The organism is Enterobacter genomosp. S (assembly GCF_001631805.1).
GTDB classification, from domain to species: Bacteria; Pseudomonadota; Gammaproteobacteria; order Enterobacterales; family Enterobacteriaceae; genus Enterobacter; species Enterobacter quasihormaechei.
On record NZ_LVVA01000020.1, the window covers coordinates 339,201 to 357,319 of the forward strand.

21 protein-coding genes are annotated in these 18,119 nt (G+C 52.1%); 1 reads left to right on the top strand and 20 read right to left on the bottom strand.

The genetic code is table 11. The annotated features are described in order from the left end of the window. Positions 1 to 40: 40 nt before the first annotated feature. From A3466_RS16720 to A3466_RS16815, 20 genes are all read right to left on the bottom strand, one after another. The gene (locus A3466_RS16720; RefSeq protein ID WP_063132094.1) at positions 41 to 751 is read right to left on the bottom strand and encodes a C40 family peptidase; all 711 of its coding nucleotides are present in this window, start codon (positions 749 to 751) and stop codon (positions 41 to 43) included. A gap of 1 nt (position 752) precedes the next feature. After that, positions 753 to 1,508 carry a phage minor tail protein L gene (locus tag A3466_RS16725; protein ID WP_063451521.1) on the bottom strand — a complete coding sequence of 252 codons (756 nt, stop codon included), beginning with the start codon at positions 1,506 to 1,508 and terminating at the stop codon, positions 753 to 755. Further along, the gene (locus A3466_RS16730; protein WP_017694307.1) at positions 1,505 to 1,852 is read right to left on the bottom strand and encodes a phage tail protein; all 348 of its coding nucleotides are present in this window, start codon (positions 1,850 to 1,852) and stop codon (positions 1,505 to 1,507) included. The genes A3466_RS16725 and A3466_RS16730 overlap by 4 nt, the downstream gene beginning before the upstream one ends. Before the next feature lie 334 nt (positions 1,853 to 2,186). Continuing rightward, on the bottom strand, positions 2,187 to 5,099 hold the full coding sequence (locus tag A3466_RS16735; protein WP_063451522.1) for a phage tail tape measure protein: 2,913 nt from the start codon (positions 5,097 to 5,099) through the stop codon (positions 2,187 to 2,189). Then, positions 5,096 to 5,410, bottom strand: coding sequence for a DUF1799 domain-containing protein (locus A3466_RS16740; RefSeq protein WP_082830949.1), 315 nt, complete (start codon positions 5,408 to 5,410; stop codon positions 5,096 to 5,098). The genes A3466_RS16735 and A3466_RS16740 overlap by 4 nt, the downstream gene beginning before the upstream one ends. Next, positions 5,407 to 5,718 carry a phage tail assembly chaperone gene (locus A3466_RS16745; protein ID WP_038419624.1) on the bottom strand — a complete coding sequence of 104 codons (312 nt, stop codon included), beginning with the start codon at positions 5,716 to 5,718 and terminating at the stop codon, positions 5,407 to 5,409. The genes A3466_RS16740 and A3466_RS16745 overlap by 4 nt, the downstream gene beginning before the upstream one ends. Positions 5,719 to 5,757: 39 nt before the next feature. Continuing rightward, positions 5,758 to 6,693, bottom strand: coding sequence for a phage tail tube protein (locus A3466_RS16750; RefSeq protein ID WP_047056312.1), 936 nt, complete (start codon positions 6,691 to 6,693; stop codon positions 5,758 to 5,760). Between the two features lie 69 nt (positions 6,694 to 6,762). Further along, positions 6,763 to 7,173 (bottom strand): DUF4128 domain-containing protein, encoded by a 411-nt coding sequence (locus A3466_RS16755; RefSeq protein WP_063451524.1) that lies wholly within the window; start codon positions 7,171 to 7,173, stop codon positions 6,763 to 6,765. Beyond that, entirely contained in the window at positions 7,170 to 7,754 is a 585-nt protein-coding gene (locus A3466_RS16760) for a hypothetical protein (RefSeq protein WP_063451525.1), read from the bottom strand. Before A3466_RS16760 ends, A3466_RS16755 begins: the two co-directional genes overlap by 4 nt. Before the next feature lies 1 nt (position 7,755). Next, positions 7,756 to 8,106: a hypothetical protein gene (locus A3466_RS16765; RefSeq protein ID WP_063451526.1), complete on the bottom strand. Its 351-nt coding sequence runs from the start codon at positions 8,104 to 8,106 to the stop codon at positions 7,756 to 7,758. A 3-nt stretch (positions 8,107 to 8,109) separates the two neighbouring features. After that, positions 8,110 to 8,370 carry a hypothetical protein gene (locus A3466_RS16770; RefSeq protein WP_032654540.1) on the bottom strand — a complete coding sequence of 87 codons (261 nt, stop codon included), beginning with the start codon at positions 8,368 to 8,370 and terminating at the stop codon, positions 8,110 to 8,112. Position 8,371: 1 nt separating this feature from the next. Beyond that, positions 8,372 to 8,854, bottom strand: coding sequence for a DnaT-like ssDNA-binding protein (locus A3466_RS16775; protein WP_063451527.1), 483 nt, complete (start codon positions 8,852 to 8,854; stop codon positions 8,372 to 8,374). A gap of 36 nt (positions 8,855 to 8,890) precedes the next feature. Next, entirely contained in the window at positions 8,891 to 9,190 is a 300-nt protein-coding gene (locus A3466_RS23450) for an Ig-like domain-containing protein (protein WP_165602760.1), read from the bottom strand. Next, positions 9,172 to 10,125, bottom strand: a complete 954-nt coding sequence (locus tag A3466_RS16780; RefSeq protein WP_015570929.1) for a major capsid protein — start codon at positions 10,123 to 10,125, stop codon at positions 9,172 to 9,174. The genes A3466_RS23450 and A3466_RS16780 overlap by 19 nt, the downstream gene beginning before the upstream one ends. A gap of 12 nt (positions 10,126 to 10,137) precedes the next feature. After that, entirely contained in the window at positions 10,138 to 10,908 is a 771-nt protein-coding gene (locus A3466_RS16785) for a hypothetical protein (RefSeq protein ID WP_017693495.1), read from the bottom strand. Positions 10,909 to 10,994: 86 nt separating this feature from the next. Beyond that, positions 10,995 to 12,086: a hypothetical protein gene (locus A3466_RS16790; RefSeq protein ID WP_063451528.1), complete on the bottom strand. Its 1,092-nt coding sequence runs from the start codon at positions 12,084 to 12,086 to the stop codon at positions 10,995 to 10,997. Position 12,087: 1 nt separating this feature from the next. Beyond that, positions 12,088 to 13,476 carry a DUF4055 domain-containing protein gene (locus A3466_RS16795; RefSeq protein ID WP_063451529.1) on the bottom strand — a complete coding sequence of 463 codons (1,389 nt, stop codon included), beginning with the start codon at positions 13,474 to 13,476 and terminating at the stop codon, positions 12,088 to 12,090. A 1-nt stretch (position 13,477) separates the two neighbouring features. Further along, on the bottom strand, positions 13,478 to 14,785 hold the full coding sequence (locus tag A3466_RS16800; protein ID WP_063451530.1) for a terminase large subunit domain-containing protein: 1,308 nt from the start codon (positions 14,783 to 14,785) through the stop codon (positions 13,478 to 13,480). Next, positions 14,763 to 15,752: a terminase small subunit gene (locus A3466_RS16805; protein WP_063451531.1), complete on the bottom strand. Its 990-nt coding sequence runs from the start codon at positions 15,750 to 15,752 to the stop codon at positions 14,763 to 14,765. Before A3466_RS16805 ends, A3466_RS16800 begins: the two co-directional genes overlap by 23 nt. A gap of 451 nt (positions 15,753 to 16,203) precedes the next feature. Next, positions 16,204 to 16,617, bottom strand: a complete 414-nt coding sequence (locus tag A3466_RS16815; RefSeq protein WP_063451533.1) for an Ivy family c-type lysozyme inhibitor — start codon at positions 16,615 to 16,617, stop codon at positions 16,204 to 16,206. A gap of 580 nt (positions 16,618 to 17,197) precedes the next feature. Between A3466_RS16815 and A3466_RS23455 the strand changes: the two genes are divergently transcribed. Next, the gene (locus A3466_RS23455; RefSeq protein WP_165498405.1) at positions 17,198 to 17,413 is read left to right on the top strand and encodes a hypothetical protein; all 216 of its coding nucleotides are present in this window, start codon (positions 17,198 to 17,200) and stop codon (positions 17,411 to 17,413) included. Positions 17,414 to 18,119: the final 706 nt, after the last annotated feature.

An 18,119-nucleotide genomic window follows, 5' to 3' on the forward strand; every position in this document is an offset into this window, starting at 1 on the left:
CAGCCATTTTTCCCCCATAAAAAACTGTCACAGGCGGTTATCAGAAACAGTCTTTAAACCGCAATATTTTCATTGTGCGCTCAAGCCAATAACCGCCATAAGGAACGCGTTGGCTCAGATGCCCATAAAGGTGATGCAGTAGCATGTTACCTTCCAGCAGAATCCCCGCATGATTCCACTTATCAGCCTGAACCTGCATGATCACCATATCGCCAGGTTTCGGCGGCCCGTCGAATTCACGAAATCCGCACTCGTACCAGCAATCCTGATAGAAGTTGTCCGGATAGTCGTTTTCCCACCAGGGATAATCAACCCGGTAATCGTGGAGTTCGATACCATGCGTTTGCCGGAAATAGCTCATTACCAGCCCCCAGCAGTCAAAGTGACCAAGCACAAAAGGACGCTCCAGCAGCGGCAGCTCTCCGCGCGGCTGAATGGTGCGTAAATCCCCCTCTGGCCAGCTCACGATATGCCAGGGTAAAAGCGTTGAGTCGCATTGCGCTTTATCCAGTTCGCTCGGCTGCGTAGTGGCGTCAGGGTGGCTGTGAACGATGGCGATCACCGTACCCCAGTCCTCAGCAACTGCGTAATCTTCCGGGCAGAGGACAAAATTTTCCTCCGGTGCCGCGGCAAGGTTCCGGCACGGGAAATAACGTTCAACACGACTTTTTTGCGCCACCACACCACAGCACTCACGAGGATATTCAGCGGCAGCGTGCGCCATAATCGCATCAATGGTTTTCTGGCGCATATCAACTCCTAATCAACGACGTGCCCGGGAATCCACCGAACGGCAGTTCGTTGCCGTCTCCATGCCGGAGCTTACAGGCCGTAAGCGTGCCGGGGCATTCATCCAGCGACGGATCGCTCACCGGGTTGTTGTTTTTATCGAAATAGCGGGTACCGGCATAGTCGCAGCCGTCGCCGGTGCGGTACTTATTGCGCATGCACCAGGTGCACAGGGAATGAAGCTGGCGCGTGGGGATCATCTTACCCTGCAACGACATCGGGCTATCGAGTACGAATTCGATACTTTCGCCCGGAATTTCGCTGCTTTTGCCATCGATGTAAAAAACTCGTTTTCTGACCTGTTGCGGATCAGCTGTTGCGTTACCTGCTGGGAAGTTCTTCGCATCGAGATAATGTGAAAAAGTGTCATGGATAGTGACTTTCGCCTGAAGCATATCGTCATAAGCCAGGCACAGCGCTGTAATCTTGCTATCGATATCTGCGACCGTGAGCATTGGCTGGGCGCTGTTGCCGTCTGTGGAGGCTTCAAGCCCTTCAATTTGATACGGCCAGGCGGCATATTCTTCCCCCTGCCACCAGATACTTCTCGCCTTCAGCTTTGATTCATCGCCACCAGCGGCTGCGATTTCTTCTTCTGTGTGCGGGAGGTTGTACGCGTGGAATCGCAGTACATCATCCACGCCGAAAGTAGAACCATCAACTTCGATAAGACGGACTTTGTTGCCGGGCTCAAGGCTTTGATAGTCGGCTGTGATCATGGTGCATAAGCCTGTTTAAATGTTGCAGAAATGGTCATGACTTTGCTGGATAAGGGCTGTGACTTGATTGATTCGGCCTCAATCCGGTAGAGCCCAGTTTCGCCAACTGGAGATGTCCAGATAAATGCCTTTGTGACGTGAGAACGAAAGAATTTTAGGGCCCGAAGCATGTCCGTTTTTTTGCCCGTTAGGGTTACAGGCCATGACTGCTTTTCAGGGTTGATGCCTTCCCCGGCAATCTGCTCATAGCCGTCGCCAAAGGTTGCAGAGCGGGTTTTATGGCTAAACGTTCCCTCCATTCCCGCCTGTATCTGGGTTCGCCAGGTGAATGTTTCGATTGCCATGCTTTCTCCGGGCATAAAAAAACCCGCCGAAGCGGGTTGAGTTTAATTAGTGGTATAAAGAATTTTTCTCCAACTGCCTATTCATTACGTATATTTGAATGGCTTTTACACTACTTCACTACACAGCGAGTTCTTATGAAAACACTACTAGTTGCCGTTCTTTCTTTAATCCTTGTGGCGCCTTCGATCACTTATGCAAAAGGTTCTCGTGGTCATTATACAAACGGGAAAGGCTCCTCACACAAGGGTGGCACATATACAACCCATAAGTATCTGCCTCGTAAATGATTAATCATGTGATAGCAGGCTCAAACAAGGGACTGCTATCAATTTTTCAACGGCTTTTCATAGCGTTCCATATCAACCTTCCGGGTTGCAACTCCTTAGCAATTCCAGCACGAACAGACTGATCGATAGTCTGTTTGTAAGCCCGAGAAATGGCGTCGTTGTTACCAGATGCCTGCTGCTGAGTGTTCTGATTATGAACGACCACGGACGTTTGAACGGTTACACCGCCAATTGCCGAAGATTGCAGCCCATACATCGGGGCATGGCCAACATAGCCGCCGTTTGCATACCCCTGAGCTCCACGCATAAGCGCATACAGATTGCCAACACCCAGCGCACTGGTTGCCTCCTTGGTGAATACGAATTCGCCACCATGGACCACGCCTTTTGGCTGATACTTACCTCCATCCCCCGTATAGCCGCCAGTATCAAACTCAGGGACTGCGCCACCATCAGAAAATCCGAAAAATGAACCAAATGAGGTTCCACCAAACGCAGACTTCATTCCGTTGACCAATGCCAACTGCGTAAGCATTTGGGCGGTGCCCTTCAGGAAGGTAGACAGGAAATCTGAGAAGTTAGATTTACCTGTAGTAAAAAAGTCGGTTAGCGTGCTGGCCATCCCGGTGAACGCATTGCTGGTAATAGTCTGCACCTGCGAGTAAACATTGGTCGCGCTGTCCTCAAATTCAGCCCAGCCCTTTTTCGCGCCAGTCAGCCAGTCGCCACGTAACCGGTCCTCGGCATCATAGTAATCATTCGCCGCTTTAAGCTGCTTTTGATAACTCTCGTCGTCAAGCTTAGCGCCGGAGTTGATCCAGCCAGAAGAGAGCTGGCTCTTTGCCAGTTCACGTTGTGCCTGACGGTCACTCATCCCGGCACCTTTCACTAATGCAGCCTGTTTCTCAGCCATCTGCGTGACATATTTCTGAGAGGTATCCATTCGCTTGTTCAGCTGGTCCTGTGCGGTAATCTGATCACCTAACAGGGCTTTCTGCCGTGCCAACTGAAGCACCTGGTCTTTACTCGCCAGCAGGGATTGTTCCTGCTTCGTCAGTGAACGTGAACGCGAGGCCTCTTCCAGCACCTGAAATTTCGCCTCAGTGGTCCACAGATCTTTGCGCTGCTTGCTGATAGTGTCGTTCAGCCCTTTATGCTGCTGAAGCGCTCGCAACTGCGCCTGAAGCGCCAGCAATTCGGCCTGAGCAGCGTTAGTACTGCGGTCGCCAGCAGATACAGAGCCCTGTTTTCCTGTTTTCGTTTTTTTGCCAAACGAAGCGACTGCTTCGCGATCCTTCTGAGTGGTCGCGGCGCTTATCTTGCGGGATGTATCGAGGTACTTGCCTGCGCTAATGTCAGCTGCGTCCCAGTCCTTTTCCAACTGAGATACGCTGTTACCATAAGCGGCGGCCATTTGTTCGTTATAGGCCTGCCATCCCTGCAAAGTATCAGTTTTCGCCCAGTCAGGAACGAGATTAATCGCAGCCGCGATAGAAGAAGAAATAATATGGTTCAGCTTCTGAAAAACTATCGCGACGCTGTAATAAATTGCGTTAAATTCCTTTAGCGTGTTCGATGCCAGTTCAGCAACCAACTGACCGATGCTCTGCATAGCCTCAGACGCCCATCCCTTGATATCAAGCCACAGGCGGCCAAATGGTGTCAGCGAGTCGTAAGCCTGCTCTCCGCGCTCTGCCATCGTGTCGCCAAACAAATCCATAGCTTGAGTAACGGCAGCGGTCTGGTCTTTCTGCTTAACTAACTCGTCAATGTGCTTAAGCTGTGAAACGGTGAGAAAGTTGAATTGCTCATTAAGGTTCTGAAGAGCCTTAACCGGATCCTTTTCAATATCCTTATAAGCCTTGGTAATGTCCTGAGCCGAAACAATGCCAGTTTCAACTGCCAGCGCCGTCGCTTTGGTAGCTTTCTCAAGCTGTTGCTGAGTCATTGAGCCGATACCAACCAACTCTGTCATCAGACTCTGGACAATGCCCACCGTAGCCCCGGTTGAAGCAGAGATTGACTGGGAGGATGCCATAATCTGTAGCGCTGACGTACCGGCAATGTTTCCAGTGCGGATGACAGCTTTATTGATTTCGTCATAGGCAGTGAAGTAATCAGCTCCTGCCTTCGCGGCAAGGAGAACTGCACCAGCCAGACCACCAATCGCTACACGCGCCGGGGTGGCCATGGATAACATAGCTTTTAGCGCGTTACCCACTCCGCCAAAGGAATCACGCAGCTGACCACCCTGCTGGATAGCGATCATATAAACCGGCATACCGGAGGCCAGTGAAGTCACAATATCCGTCATTTGCATTGGCAGGTAACGCATGGCATTACGGTACTGCCCCGCACTGATAGCTCCAGATTTCCAGGACTCTTCCTGCTCTTTTAGTCGGGCAATCATTGGAGCAGCGCGATCCGAAACGCCGAGCTGGGCCGCTTTCAGTTCAAGCAACTCTGCACGGGTTTTTCCGATAGCTGCAACCTGGTCCTCGAGTGAGTCGATAAAATTTTTGCCTGCGGCAGCTGCCCGTTGCGCTGCCTGTGCCTGCTCAATGCGAGCACGGCCCTCTGCTGTTTCAGATTCCATGACCTGCGCCAGTTTCGCGCGGGTTGACTCAAGCACGCTTTTGTAACGCGTAAAATCTTCATCATCCACCAGCCCTTTACTGCGAAACTTAGACAGGCTCTCCTGAATGGTATCGAGTTCATCCAACGCTTTGTTAACGGGGCTGATTTTATTCAGCAAGTTTTGCAGTTCCTGCCGTTGCTGTTTCAGGCTTTCGCTGTTTTTTTTCTGGTTGTCGATCCCGGTGCGGAACGTACTGTTCAGGTCATCCGCTTTACCTGCCGCGGCGGACGCAGACTCCTGAAAGCGATCCAGCGCCTGGTTGCCGCGCTCCAGTTCACTGGTATTTACGCGCAGCGAAATAGTAGCGATGTCGTTACTCATCCAGCACCCTCTTTATGCATAATTTTTAGCGCGGTTCGCTCCATTATCTGGAGATCGGAAAATGCGGTTACCTCGTCGTGTACGTTATGCAGACGCATTTCCCAGGGAAGGACGTTGTAATCAAGCCCTGTTGCGCCGCCCATCCCCGTGCGCCACTGCGTACTGACGGACTGAAATACCAGAAATGAAGGCCAGACATCTGGCCAGACATCGATGTATTGATCGTCGTAATCATCCGGCGTGAGCCCATATGGTGCCAGCTCTTCCGCAGTGGGCTCAGGCGTATAGAACGCCGAGGCAACCGCTATCAGTTTTTTTCGCGCTGCCCCATCAGTTCGCGATAGTAGGTTTCAGGGATAGCCTTCATTGCAGCCGGATAGTTTTCCAGCAGCACCGAGAGATTTTCCGCGTTGAATGTATCGGGGAGCGCCCAGCCAGAAATAATTTCCATCAGAAAATCAGTGGCGGTTTTGCCTTCCAGTTTTTCCAGGTCAGCCAGCTCTTTGAGTGGCTTATGATTAAACGTGAAGGTCAGCACGCCATCCTCATCGCCGGCGCGCGGGATCGAGACGTTGGCCTTAAAAGTTGGTTTGGGCTGGAGGGTGAATTTGGTAGCCATATTTTTCCCGTAGAGTTGTGGCCCCGAGTGGGGCCGGGATTAATTTGCAGCAGTAACGGTGACATCACAGGTCGCGGTTTTCGCACCATCGGCGGTCGTACCTGTTACAGTGGCATTGCCTTCCGCAATACCACTGACCTTGCCAGAGGCATCAACCGTTGCGATCGATTCATCTGAAGATGTCCAGATCACCGTTTTATTGGTGGCGTTAGATGGTTCGACAGTAGCGATCAGCGTGGCGGTTGCCCCTTGTTTAATGCTCAGGGTTGGCCGATCCAGGCTGACGCCGGTTACCGCTACTGTCTCAGTTTTTCCCGAGTCGACCTTGTAGAAGGTCATTGCAGGCGATTGCAGGTTCAGCACGACGCTTACCGTTTCGACTTCGTTCACCGCCGTGGCCGGCGTGTCGTCAAAAGATGCCGTGGCCGCCCAGTAACGGTTCTCCTTCGCCTTCGGTACGTACATGTACGCCGCCACAGTCTCTTCGTCTTCGTCCAGCTGGCGCAGAAGCGGATAAACCGGCAGAGTTGAGTCGTGAGCAATCGAGTAAGTCTGAGAGACAGCGGATTTATAGGTATTCAGGTTGCGCTGGCGATCATCGCTGAGGAACTGAATCTGCGTGGTGTTCTGATCACCACCGGATTTCGATACCTCAGTGATTTGTGGCAGTTCGGTCCATTCTTCAATTTTGCGAATAGAGCCGGAACCGCCACCCGCCGCGTATTTGTTTTTGTTGGTGGTATTGATGTTGCGAAGAGTGACAGCATTCTCCGCAATCGCGTCGATTTTCGCGATAACGTTATCAATACCCGACCAGTTGCAGTTCACGTGAACGATATCGCCGACCGCAATATCGTCCGCGGCGCTGACGGTGATCACCGCGTGCTCAGCATTCGTCGCGCCGGTGAAAGTAATGGCCGGGCCATAGCCCGACGCCAGATAAACATGAGCGCCGTTAGGCAGTGCAAAGCCCATAATGGTTTCTCCTTCAGAAACGGGAAAACCGGCTCAAGGCCGGTCAGTTGTGGGACATCACTGAGGGAATCAGTTGGTGATGTCTGCCCTATAATTCAGGCTGACAGGAACGGAGTAGGACACAGGTGTAGGGATCCCGCGGAATATGCCAGGCGCGCTGCCAATCCAGCAGGTAAAATCTTTGCCTGCAATTTCCAGCCCCTCGGGGAATAATTCCGCTACTCTGCCAGCCAGGGCAACGACGGAGGTACGGCCGGAGCCGGCTGGCGCCACGACATTAATCTGGTACACGCCTGAATAAGTCCGGCAGCGCAATCCGAGATCGATAGTTCTCGGCGTAACAGGCATATCGTGAACGGCCAGGTACATTTCGTTAGCAGGAGGTGTAAACGGCACGTTCTCCCATGCAACCGAAATGCCCTCGGCATCGGCCCAGATACCCAGTCTGGCGGCCAGTGCAGATGCAATATCAGGAATCACCTGGACACCTCCTTGACAGCTTCCTCAAAGAAGCGTTGAAACTCAGCAGCGGTTATACGGACCATTCCGCCCGGTGCCTGTGTGGAATGCCCCATTTCAAGCGGGTATGCATACGGGACGTTGTTGCAGAAATAAATGGCCTTCATCCCGACTTTGAACAGTGACAGCGTGTAGTTCCCGGCTGCTTTTGTCAGGTCGCCGGTCTTGTCTATTCGCCCTGTTTCATCAGCTGTCGGAGCATCAAACGATACCTGCCAGTTACCGCGAAAGCGTCCGCCCGTATACCCCGGCGGTGCTTTGATATCCATCCCATCCACCACCCGGGCTTTTTTCTTCAGTCGCCCGGTTTTGGTCAGGTTGGCAGGATCCGCTCGTTGGTCCTCGTTGTGGTCGTATACGGCCTGATTGTAAGAAACCGCCGTCTTGTTGATTTCCCACAACTCCGGGTTACCCACGGGCGACATCATTACAAGCTGGTTGAGTATTTTAATACCCACCGTGCGCACCACAGCTTCTTGATTCGCTTTGGCCTTATTGACGAATGCTGTAATTTCAGCGAGGAATGCCGTGTTCTCTCCCATGCTATGCCCTCAACTGTGCTTTGTAGCAGAGTACCAGCGAGGCAGGTTTTGCCGGGTTGGGTTTGATAACCCGGTGGACTGTGCCATCAATATCGACTACGTCGCCGATTTTAATTTCCTGCTCTGCCGTAAAAACGATCTGCACGTCGCCGTTAACGATGACCGTTCCATCTATTTCGCCTGGCGCGTATTCGGTCTTCACGCCCACAGCAGTAAAACGGACCTCTTCAGTTTTATGCTCAACGCCGCCGATAACCGTTACCGAGCCTTTACGGGTGACGTTGTATAACGCTCCGTTCTGCCTGAGCATGCGCGTTGTTCTGGCCTGCATACGTAGGTAATCAATGGGCATTCGTCAGCGCCTCTCGATTTGCAGATTGATAAAATCAGTTTTGAGTGATTCGATGGCGCCAACCATAACGTACGGAAAACCACCGCTATGCCAGGCATCCATAACCGCACCGCTTTCATCAATAAGCAAAATAGCCATGCTACGATAATTGCCTTCGCGAGCAGCATGAAGCGCCTCTTCCAGAAGCCTAATAACCTCTGTTCGGTTATGTTCCAGATCAGCATCTTTTCTGCTCGCCAGGTTAATAACTTTCAGGTCCGGCATGTCATGCCCTCTCTGCAAATGCATTGATTGCGTAGCCACGACCACCAGCAAGATCGCCCAGCAGCGCCATAACGGCAGGATAAGACGGCGTGAATACTTCGCCATCCGCGACCGCGTAGGTCATGGTTACAGCACCTTCCACACGTTCAGTTTTCACAGCGGCTTCGCGCACGCTGGAGAGTAAATCGCCGTCGATTGCCTCTACCGCCAGCATGCACTGCGCGGTCATAACCTGCCGAGGAACTTCATCCGGCGGGAAATCATGTTCATCCAGAACGACATTCACGCGTGGCCATGCCAGAGCCTGTTTCGGGTCAGCTTTTGAGCCAACCCAGTCCAGCCCCTCCAGGTAATCCATTGCCTTAATCAGCAAAGGTGTGAGCTTGTCAGGCAGTTCAATGCCGCGTATTGCCGCAAATGAGGCAAGATCCTCTTCACTGGCGTAGCTGTTGGCATCAGGAGAAGTGATATCGGTATTGATCATCGAATCATCCTGTTTATGGGGCTTTCGCCCCATTCGTTATTCTCCGGCAGGCGCAGTGAAGTTGATCTCATCAGTGGTTTTTGACACTCCTTCAACCGTGCCGGTTACCGTGAAGGTGCCAGCAACGTCTGATGTGAGTTTCACCGTTGCACCACCAGCAGAGCCGGTTTGAGAACTGGCCGTGCTAAGCGTGCCGCCTGTGGACGTCCACGCGACAGTTTTACCGGATACACCGGAGCCATTCAGCGTGTACTTCAGAGAAACAGTTACCGCGTCTGTGCTGTCAGCAGTTGCGGAGGTTTTATCCGCTGACAGCGTTACTCCCCCACTGCGGATTCCAGTTTAATCAGTACGCCTGCCGTAGATTTGTTGCTGGTGAAGTGTTTCTTCCAGTTGCCCGCAGTGCCGATGGCGGTCAGGTCAGGGTTATCACCTTTGGCGGTATCCCAGCTGTAGCCCAGCAGGTCAACGTTCACCACGCCTTCAGCGCGATAGCCAACCGCAAGGTTTTCCTGATCGTTGATATCGTAGGAACGGAAGCCCGGCGCCTGAGATTCGGTGACGGTAACCGCACCAGCTACCAGCCCAAGGATCGCATCAGCGTCCATGGTGTCGGTCACCAGCACAGGTTTACCCAGCGTGCCCGGCTGCCCGCCGTAAACCACCACGCCCGCTTCTTCGTAAATTTTGTTGGCAATCGCCTCATCCACAATGTCGAAGTAGGTCGCGGAGTGCATCACGAACAGAACCACTCGGTTAAACTTGTCGCCATATTTGCGCAGGCCACGCGTCAGGGTCTTTTTACCGTCGGTCTCAATGTCGGCGGTTACGACCATGTCGGCGTTAGCACCAATCGCCGCAGTCAGCGCTTTCAGGCCATATTTCACATAGCCTTCCAGCGTGGCATCTGCGACATCAACGCCGATCACTTCGGAGAACTCATCAACGGAGCGGCCACGGCGTTTAAAGGCCTCTTCCGTGGTTTCATACGGACCGTATTTCCACGGTGCTTTAACGGATACCGCTTCACCGGCACCGATTTTTTTACCTGTGACTTTATCGACAGAGTTCACATTGCGCGATTCAATGGAACCACCAACTTTGTAGAAGGCGCGTTTACGGAAGTCGCCTTCAATCAGTTCGTTATCCAGCAAAATCGCACCGTTGGAGGAAGCGTTGAACACTTCCAGATTGTCCTGGCGACGCTCAAGAAACGCGGTCTGCGCCAGATCGTCATAAATAACCAGGTCGGTATTAACAGTCGTTGCCATGGTTTAAATCCCTTATTTCGGAAGTTTGAGGAAGGCCTGCTGACCGTGTTTGCGGATGTAGTCCGCTTTGTCGCTGGCGCTCATTTCGGAACGTTTCAGGCTTCCACCACCGTTTGGCTTGTGTCCGCCCGCGCCCGTGCCTTCTGCGCGAGGGAACAGATGCGGAGCCGTCTCCTTGAGTGACTCCGCCCACTCAAGCGGGCTTAGTGGGGTTTTGCCGTCTTTGCCGAACAGAACATCGCCATTTGCATCAACCGCTACGGCCTCGCCTTCGTCGTTGAGCTGGAATGTGCCTTTGGCACGCAGAATCAGATCGTCAGAAGCTTCAGGCAGCGCGCCCGCTTTAGAGGCTGCTGCCCGGATTGCATCCCCGAGGACCCGATCCCGGAATTTGTTGGAGAACGCTTCAGCTTTTTCCGCGCGCTCGTTCGCCGCTTTGATCTGCTTATCAACGTCAGCACGCATGCGCTCGGTACGCTTATCCAGCACCTCGTCAATTTTTCCGGCGGCGATAAGCTTCGCCTCTTCATCGTCAGAAAAACGCTGGAGAATGCCGCGTACAGCGTCTGGGTCGATACCGTCAAAACGTGACAGGTTTTCTTTTTGCTGCTTGATGGTGCCCAGCAGCTCAGAGTTTTTTGTTTTCAGACCTGTAACTTCATTGGTCACACGCTCATCAATCAGCTTCTGTATTTCGGGGGTGATTTCGATACCGCCACCACCACTGCCCTCACCGCCGCTTTCAGGTGCGTAATATTTCAGAAGCATGTTTCGAATTAACATAATTTCCCCTCGGGATTTAGTCGGGCCTCGCCCATAAAAAAGCCCCGGCGGATGCCAGGGCGTGTAGAAAGTGATGGTTGTCAGGTTCAAGGACCTGATAGCTGCTTAAGACGTTCCAGGCTGATCCACTCGCCTTTGTCAGTGAACATATCAGCCAGGTCGATTTCACCCGCGCGGAACAGACGGCCACGCTCGGCACCCAGAACCTGATCCTGCCTTTGAGCTGGCTGACGCGCGAGCCATTCAAGATAGGTGGTTTTAGCAGGTACCTGACCATCCATGCTGGCACGAGTGCCCTCGTCCATCTCATTAATATCAATGCCGAGTTCGCGCCAGGACTTGATAATCAGGGTTTCAGTAGAACGGCAACAGAAATGAATTTTCCCGGGCCCTTGCAGGTAAGGTACTTTGTGCCCGATCGGTTTATTATCCAAGGTGTAGCGCAGCAGGTCGCGAATGATGCAGTCGTGACTGGTTTTATTGTCCAGCGTAGACAGCCACTGTTTACCCTTCACGATGTCGCTGTGGGCGCTGGTGAAGCTGTTGCGTGCGGTGGCAGCCAGATGATTAACGGCTGTTTTAGCGATGCTGGCGGCGTTTGCCCTGCTCATCTGAAGCGCGCCGTCGCGATAGTCTTTATTGGCATGGCCGCGCACGCTTCGGGCGATGGTTTCAACCGTGTCGCCAGCAAGATAGCCACGGCGTACAGCATTTACGATCCGCGCTAGCCTGTCCGATTCCAGATTCTCCGCCCACTCACTCAGCAGGCGCCCCTGAAATGGCTGAGCCATCGCCGCGGCATAAACCATATCGGCGCTAATTCCCTGTAGCGGATAGCGTGCCAGCACCTGTGAGGGAAGAAGGGAATCGAACAGGCTCAGCTGGTAACTGACCTCGTTCCTGGAAAGCGCAAGAAGTTCCCCTTCCAGCCCGGACTGCATTGAAGCGACAGCCTGATGGTTAAGTTCGCGTACGCTGCCGAGCAAGCTTTCCAGATGTCTAACCGTGAAGCTATCAGCCGGAAGCCGATCTAGTGCATCCAGCAGACGGGCAGATAGTTCTGCGTCCGTCTCGTTAAGCAGCTTCACCATCCGGTTAGCGACACCAGTCGCATAGCGGCTAATCCAGACGGAATGAGCAATGGCCTCATCCCGCAAACTTTCGTTGACTGTTGCCATATCAGCCCCCGGTCAATGAAGGAGCCTGATTGCGGAGCGAATCAATCACATCATCCGGACTGTCTGCCGGGTTGATGAGGTCGAGTTTCTGAAGAGCCCTAATCATGTCAGTATCGCGCAGCGCGCCGGACTGCCAGGCGTTCACAATAGCGGTGACCATCCCGGATTCGGCAACCTTCGCGATAAATTCCTGGTTGATGATGTAGGCTGGTTCACCCCCATTAATACCCAGGTATTTTGCACACCAGCCCAGCGCCAGCGTGTAAGCCTCGGAAACGTTCGAAACGCAGATACCTAGCACCGATGTTGATGATGTCTGCTCACCGCTTGCCTGCGTTGCAGTCTTCGCCGTGGCGTTCTGCTCAATCAGTCGGGCGCCCAACTGCACCATGTAATCGCGTTTGCTGTCCATGGCCTCTTTAGCCAGCATGTTCGGCTGCGCCTGGGCATAGCCAAACGAGCCATCTTTGGGAAGCATTAGCGGTGAACGGGAACCAATTTTTACTCCGGTCTTCTCAAGGTGATCTCGCCAGCCGGTATCAAGACCAGTCATATACGGCTGCACCTGGCCACAGAACCACACGCTGTCCTCATAGTCAGCGCTATTTCGATAATGGCCGTGGTTAATTTCCACCAGCGCAGCCAGCGGCGAGTCATCGATAGTGGGATCGTTGTTCTGGGCGCCGACAAAAGTGAACGGGATTTCATCCCAGTATTCCTTCCCTTTAGGCTTCGGATGATATTCGCTGTCGACGACATAGGTTCCGCTTGCAGTGCCACCTGCCCGGCGCCATACGCGGCAGATAAACTTCCCTTCTTCCAGCGCCAGCTCGCGGTACTGAATTTCGTCCTTGTAAGCGTAACCATCCGGCTCTTCTACGCATTCGCGCAGGACCACCAGCACCAGTTGATCGCGCCCATTGATACGCTTCGTCCGCCAATTAATGATGTTCTCTGCCGGGTAGCGGAGGATGATCGCCTCATCGGAGGCTTCTGCGTAATCGACATAAAGCCCCTCCCGTGCAACTTCCAGTACGTTCTCAGCCACCAGCTGTGACTGCTGATAGATGCTGGTACCGGCCCCGTCAGCATTGTCCAACAGGTATTTCAGCTTCTCCGGACCGTTGAAGGTGGGATCCTTGCGATACGCCATCCCAAGCATGCCGATCTTCGTATTGCCGGCAATGGCATAGAACACCGCGCGGCTCAGATAGTCCTCATTACGTTTACGGTTGCGCGTGGATTTATCGGTTGGATCGAGATAAGGCAGATATTTATTGCCCGCCGCTTTTACGGCCTCAGCGCCTTTGCAAAAGTCTCTGTATTTCCGCCAGGCAGCAGAAGCCGCCCGGTGTTCTGGTCGAACCCAGGTGATGTCGTCGTTTGCCATATCAGAAAGTGGTGTCCATGGTGATTGAGTATGCCGGTTTCACGATGGGGTAATCCTTCACAATGAAGTACCCACCAGCATCATTGGGGTGATCGTTATCCGCTGATTTATCCGGTTCGCCATTGGCCGCCCAGATTTGCTGCTCGAGGCTTTCGGTATAAACCGGGCAGTTCTGGACGTTGACCAGATAGCGGCGTTCGCCGTTGGCGTTGCAGAACATGGCGTTCATTGAGTTGATGCGGTCTTTAACCGGCGGGTTGGCATCATCAACGATGACGCTGAATCCGGCATCGTTGAGCTGGGCAATATCGGTCTTGCTGGCGTTCTGCGATTTGCGGGAGTCGCCAGAGGCATCCGGATAGATGTAAATCTCCCGGCTCTTCACATAACAACCATCCTCATATCGCCAGAACTCTTCCTGGATGCGCTTAATCATCGCCGGCGTGTCGAAGACCTTCACAAGTTCACGAACCGCACGAGGTAGCCCGTTACGCTTTACGTGAACAATCGCGGCCATTTTTCCAACGTTGAAGTCCATACCGATAAACAGCGGATCCCCATCCTGAATCTCGTCAGAACAGTTGTTCAGCTTACGGTTAAAGGTGTGGTAAATGGTCCCGCTGTTGAGGTTCGTAAATTTCCCGCGCAGGTAGGCCTGAATCAGTTCATCAGGATAAGAACTCAGCAGCGACGGGATGTAATCCGGGGGCAGGTTCTTCGCGTTGTCGAACGTACTGGCCTGTATCAGGCCGTACAGAGCAGAAAGCTCGGGCTTTTTACGCACCGCCTTCACGAACTGCTGGTAGACGAATTTGAAACCTTCCGGCGTTGTGGTGACATCGATGCCGTTACGCAACCCATCAACCTTGTAACGCATACGGGCTATGATTTTTCGCCATGCCTGTTGCGCTTTGGCTGCCGCCATGACGTCCAGCTCATCAACCATCGCGTTACCGATTTTGAAACCGACTATCGAGCCGGGCTTCTCCATTGAACGGCAGATTGTGGTCCCGCGGTATCGTCGCCCCTCGTAGAAGTGAACCTCTTTGTTCCCCTCATTGATTATCACGCTCAGCCCCCAGTCAAAGGCCACCTCTTCAATCGTCGGGTAGAAGATGTCACGGATCTGCGGGTACGTCGGCGCGAAATAACCCTGGTTAATTTTAGGGTGCTCCCACATCCCCTTACAGATGCCGCCACAACCCACCCACGTCTTACCGGAACCGAACCCAGCAACGTAGGCTTTGAATTTGTGCTGCATCGCGAGGAAACGCGCCTGAGGAATGTTAAGTGTCGGGCTGATCCCCATCTTCCGCCCTCGCGTCCACTACGTTGATATTGATCTGCACTGGAGTCGGTTCGTCATCATCACCATCACCGGCCAGCTCTTTGCGGAGTTTTTCGACCTCCAGCTGCCGGCGGTCGATTTCGATTTGCTGGAGACGCTGCGCGAATTCGCTATCCGCCAGGCCAAGCCGCTTCATTACCGCTTCGAACATTCGCTCACGGCTGATAGTGGTTATCTCGACGCCATTCTTGCCGATCTTTACGCCGGAGTAAGCGAGCCGAGAAGTTGCCGGGAGCTTGCGTGTATCCGGGAAATAAGGCTGGCCGATGCCGTCACCGTTACAGCGCGGACAGCCAGGGTTAGGCTCTCTGGTGTGATCGTAGCCATAGCCGCCTGTATCTTGCGGCAGCCTTGCCCCTTCCCTTCCCTCCGCCTTTGCTGTTTCCTCTTCGAACTCTACAGCGTCACGCCACTGATAGTGGTGGCCGAAGCCCCAGCAGTAACGACACGCACCGCGGCGATACTGCGAAAGTTGGTTTGCATCGAAGGTGGCAAGCTGCCACATCTGTGCGAGGACTTCATCGGCACTGCCAAGCGTGCGCTCAATGGAGGCTTTTTGCTGCTGCGCAATTGCCTGCGCAACGTTAGGATTCGCTATTAGCTGACGACCATAGTTTGGGTCACTATAGCCAGCACGTGCAGCGGCTGCCGTGGCGTTATTATCCTTCAGGTATTCAGCAATAAAGTGCTTTACCTTCGCGCTTAGCTTTATAGCCACCAGCTCATCTGCGCTTTTATCATTCTGCGCAGTGCGCACTATCTTTTGCGGGTAAATTTTTGTATTTTGCGCAGCAGTTTTCTTGATATAGCGGCGAGCAGTTACATAATTAAGATTATGTGTCTCGCACCATTCCTTAGGGGATATGCCAGTAGCAGCGTGATCAGACAGGAACCGCTTCTGCAGCTCGCCCCAGTCCGGCTTAGCCATTGTCACCTCTAAACTAAATGAACTTTAGACGTCACTCACAGCTTCAGTGTTTGAAGCAAGGAAGTATTTTTCTCAAAGAAATCTTGAAATGAGGATTTAAGCTTATGAAATATGTATAACTATGATGATGTTCACAAAATCAAGGCCAATCTCGAGTGGATAGTGCATCATGCCTCTGCCCGGTCACATTTGCGCACTGAGCATGACCAATTAGTGATTTCCGATCTAATGGAACTCATCCAGACTTATGAAACTCTTCTGGACCTTGTAAGCAAATTTGGTGCTTCCGCCTTAAATTCGGAAATCATAGCGGGTCTATCAATCACAGAAGAATTCATTGCTAAAGTTAAGCGGAATGAGGGTGCGATGTGAGCGACCAACACATTGTGAGGCGATTGATTTGTGTTTTGAAGCTTCAAACTGGTGGATTGCCGTTTGAAGCTTGGGCTATTTAATTGCCGTACATCCGATTGAAAAGCGCATTTTTCATCGCATCAGAATCAATCGGACCCAGGTTTAACCAGGTCAATGTCTCTTGGTTCTTTTCTGCATTGAAATCAGAAAACACACCATGGATATCACCGTTATCAGGTGAGTAGAGAACAGCAATATTCTGTTCTGGACAACTATGAGGTTTACACCCTGACAGTGCAATATACTTTTTGCCTGCAACTGTAACTTCGGTTGATGGCGTGCTTGTGCCACCGCTTTTTACCCATTCAGGTAATTTGTTTTTACTAATAAGCTGGGAGTAGCTTTTAGAGGTGCTTTTTGCACTGGCGAAGTCAGAGAGATACTGCCCCTCGTCAGCAACAGCACTGAACGAAACCAAAGCTATAGCAGCGATAATCAATTTAACCTTCATGTTATTCCTCGTTCCATAAAAACACTTCAACTCTATACCTTTGCCGTCGCTATGTCAGCCTTATGCATAATCAGAGTATTTAATGATACTGCCCAGCACAAATGGTTAGGTAAGGATTATCTTAATCACTAGCGCTTATGCTTGTTGATTACTGGCTGACTGCCAAGCTCTTCAAGACTCTGATGAGGAGATTGCCAACTCCAGGGAACCATCGATAAAAAAGAGCAAGTAAAACTGAGACTCCTCTTGCCCTCCTGGTTGGGGGGCATTTTTTATCACTTATTCGCGATAAGTATTACCCAGCCTACCAGTTGATGACCTGCGGTTCGTATAGATGTGGTGCCGGGTGCCTCCCGGTGAGCCTTTTGGTTAACCAACCATGACCCGCTTGCTTCAGAAATTCACGATGCCCTCATGAAGAAGAGTCGTCAGGTTAATTAGCCCCGCCGCTGAGGGGGATTCACCACGGTCTAACTGTAACACATGAATGCCGATCGAGTGCGGAGTTGTGAGACTTTGCTACGGTTAAAGTCCAGAGGAGAGACTGTGTCAGAGCCTCATGGATGAGGTTCTATCTTGTATGGCAATTCGCATGCCACGCTTTGTTATGCGTCAAGATGTCGCGCTTTGTCTGCCGATCCAGAACGTCGATGTCGTGATCAGTCAGGTAGATTGGTTTTACCCAGTCACAGGAGGTTTTAACCACCACTGGGATGCTTCCACATTTTACGCTGCTCGCGATAAACGATGCGTAGGTAACCTTTTTGAAGCGCGTTGTATTGAAGCAGGTTGGTAATCCGCCAAGCTGTAGATACAATGGTTTGACATATGTTAACGTCAGGACGACCTGCTCATGATTTTCCTTTATTCTTTTATTGCACTCTCCTCCCTGACAGCATTCGTCTTACTATGCTTTTTTGCAATTTATCAGTTTTCTGTTAAGGGTGACGTTAGCTTCTACGTAATGCTCTTCGCTTTGATATTCCTTTGCGTATCATTTTACGGAGCGGTGGGTTTTACTTACACAAAATTAAAAGATGCCGGAACCATCATAAAAATTATCTAAATATGCTAAGGCCGCATCTCAGATAGTTGTAGAAAAAGCTTATTAAGCCCACCAGCAGCTGAGCTTTGTAATTGCTGCCACTTCCCGGAGTGACCACACTCCTCCCCTTGAGCTGCTGTCGTTTCATCGACACTTAAAATCGGTACGCGTCTGGCGTTCGCGCTGCCCTATCGGAGCATTTCCCATTATTAACCCTCACATCGGTATGCTATACCTGCTCGCCAATACGCGACTCGGGGCAGCATCATGGCTGCTGCATGGCCTTATGGCTGCGGTCAACCCGCTTACTGCTTCAAGGTCTTTAGCCCATCTACTAGTGAAAACAATCTGAGGAAATTCTTAATATCCCACGCTTACGTTTGTTGTTATCTGCCTGGCTGCCAGGCTATACATGACTCTGATGCGGAGAATGCCAACTCCGGGGAACATCAATAAA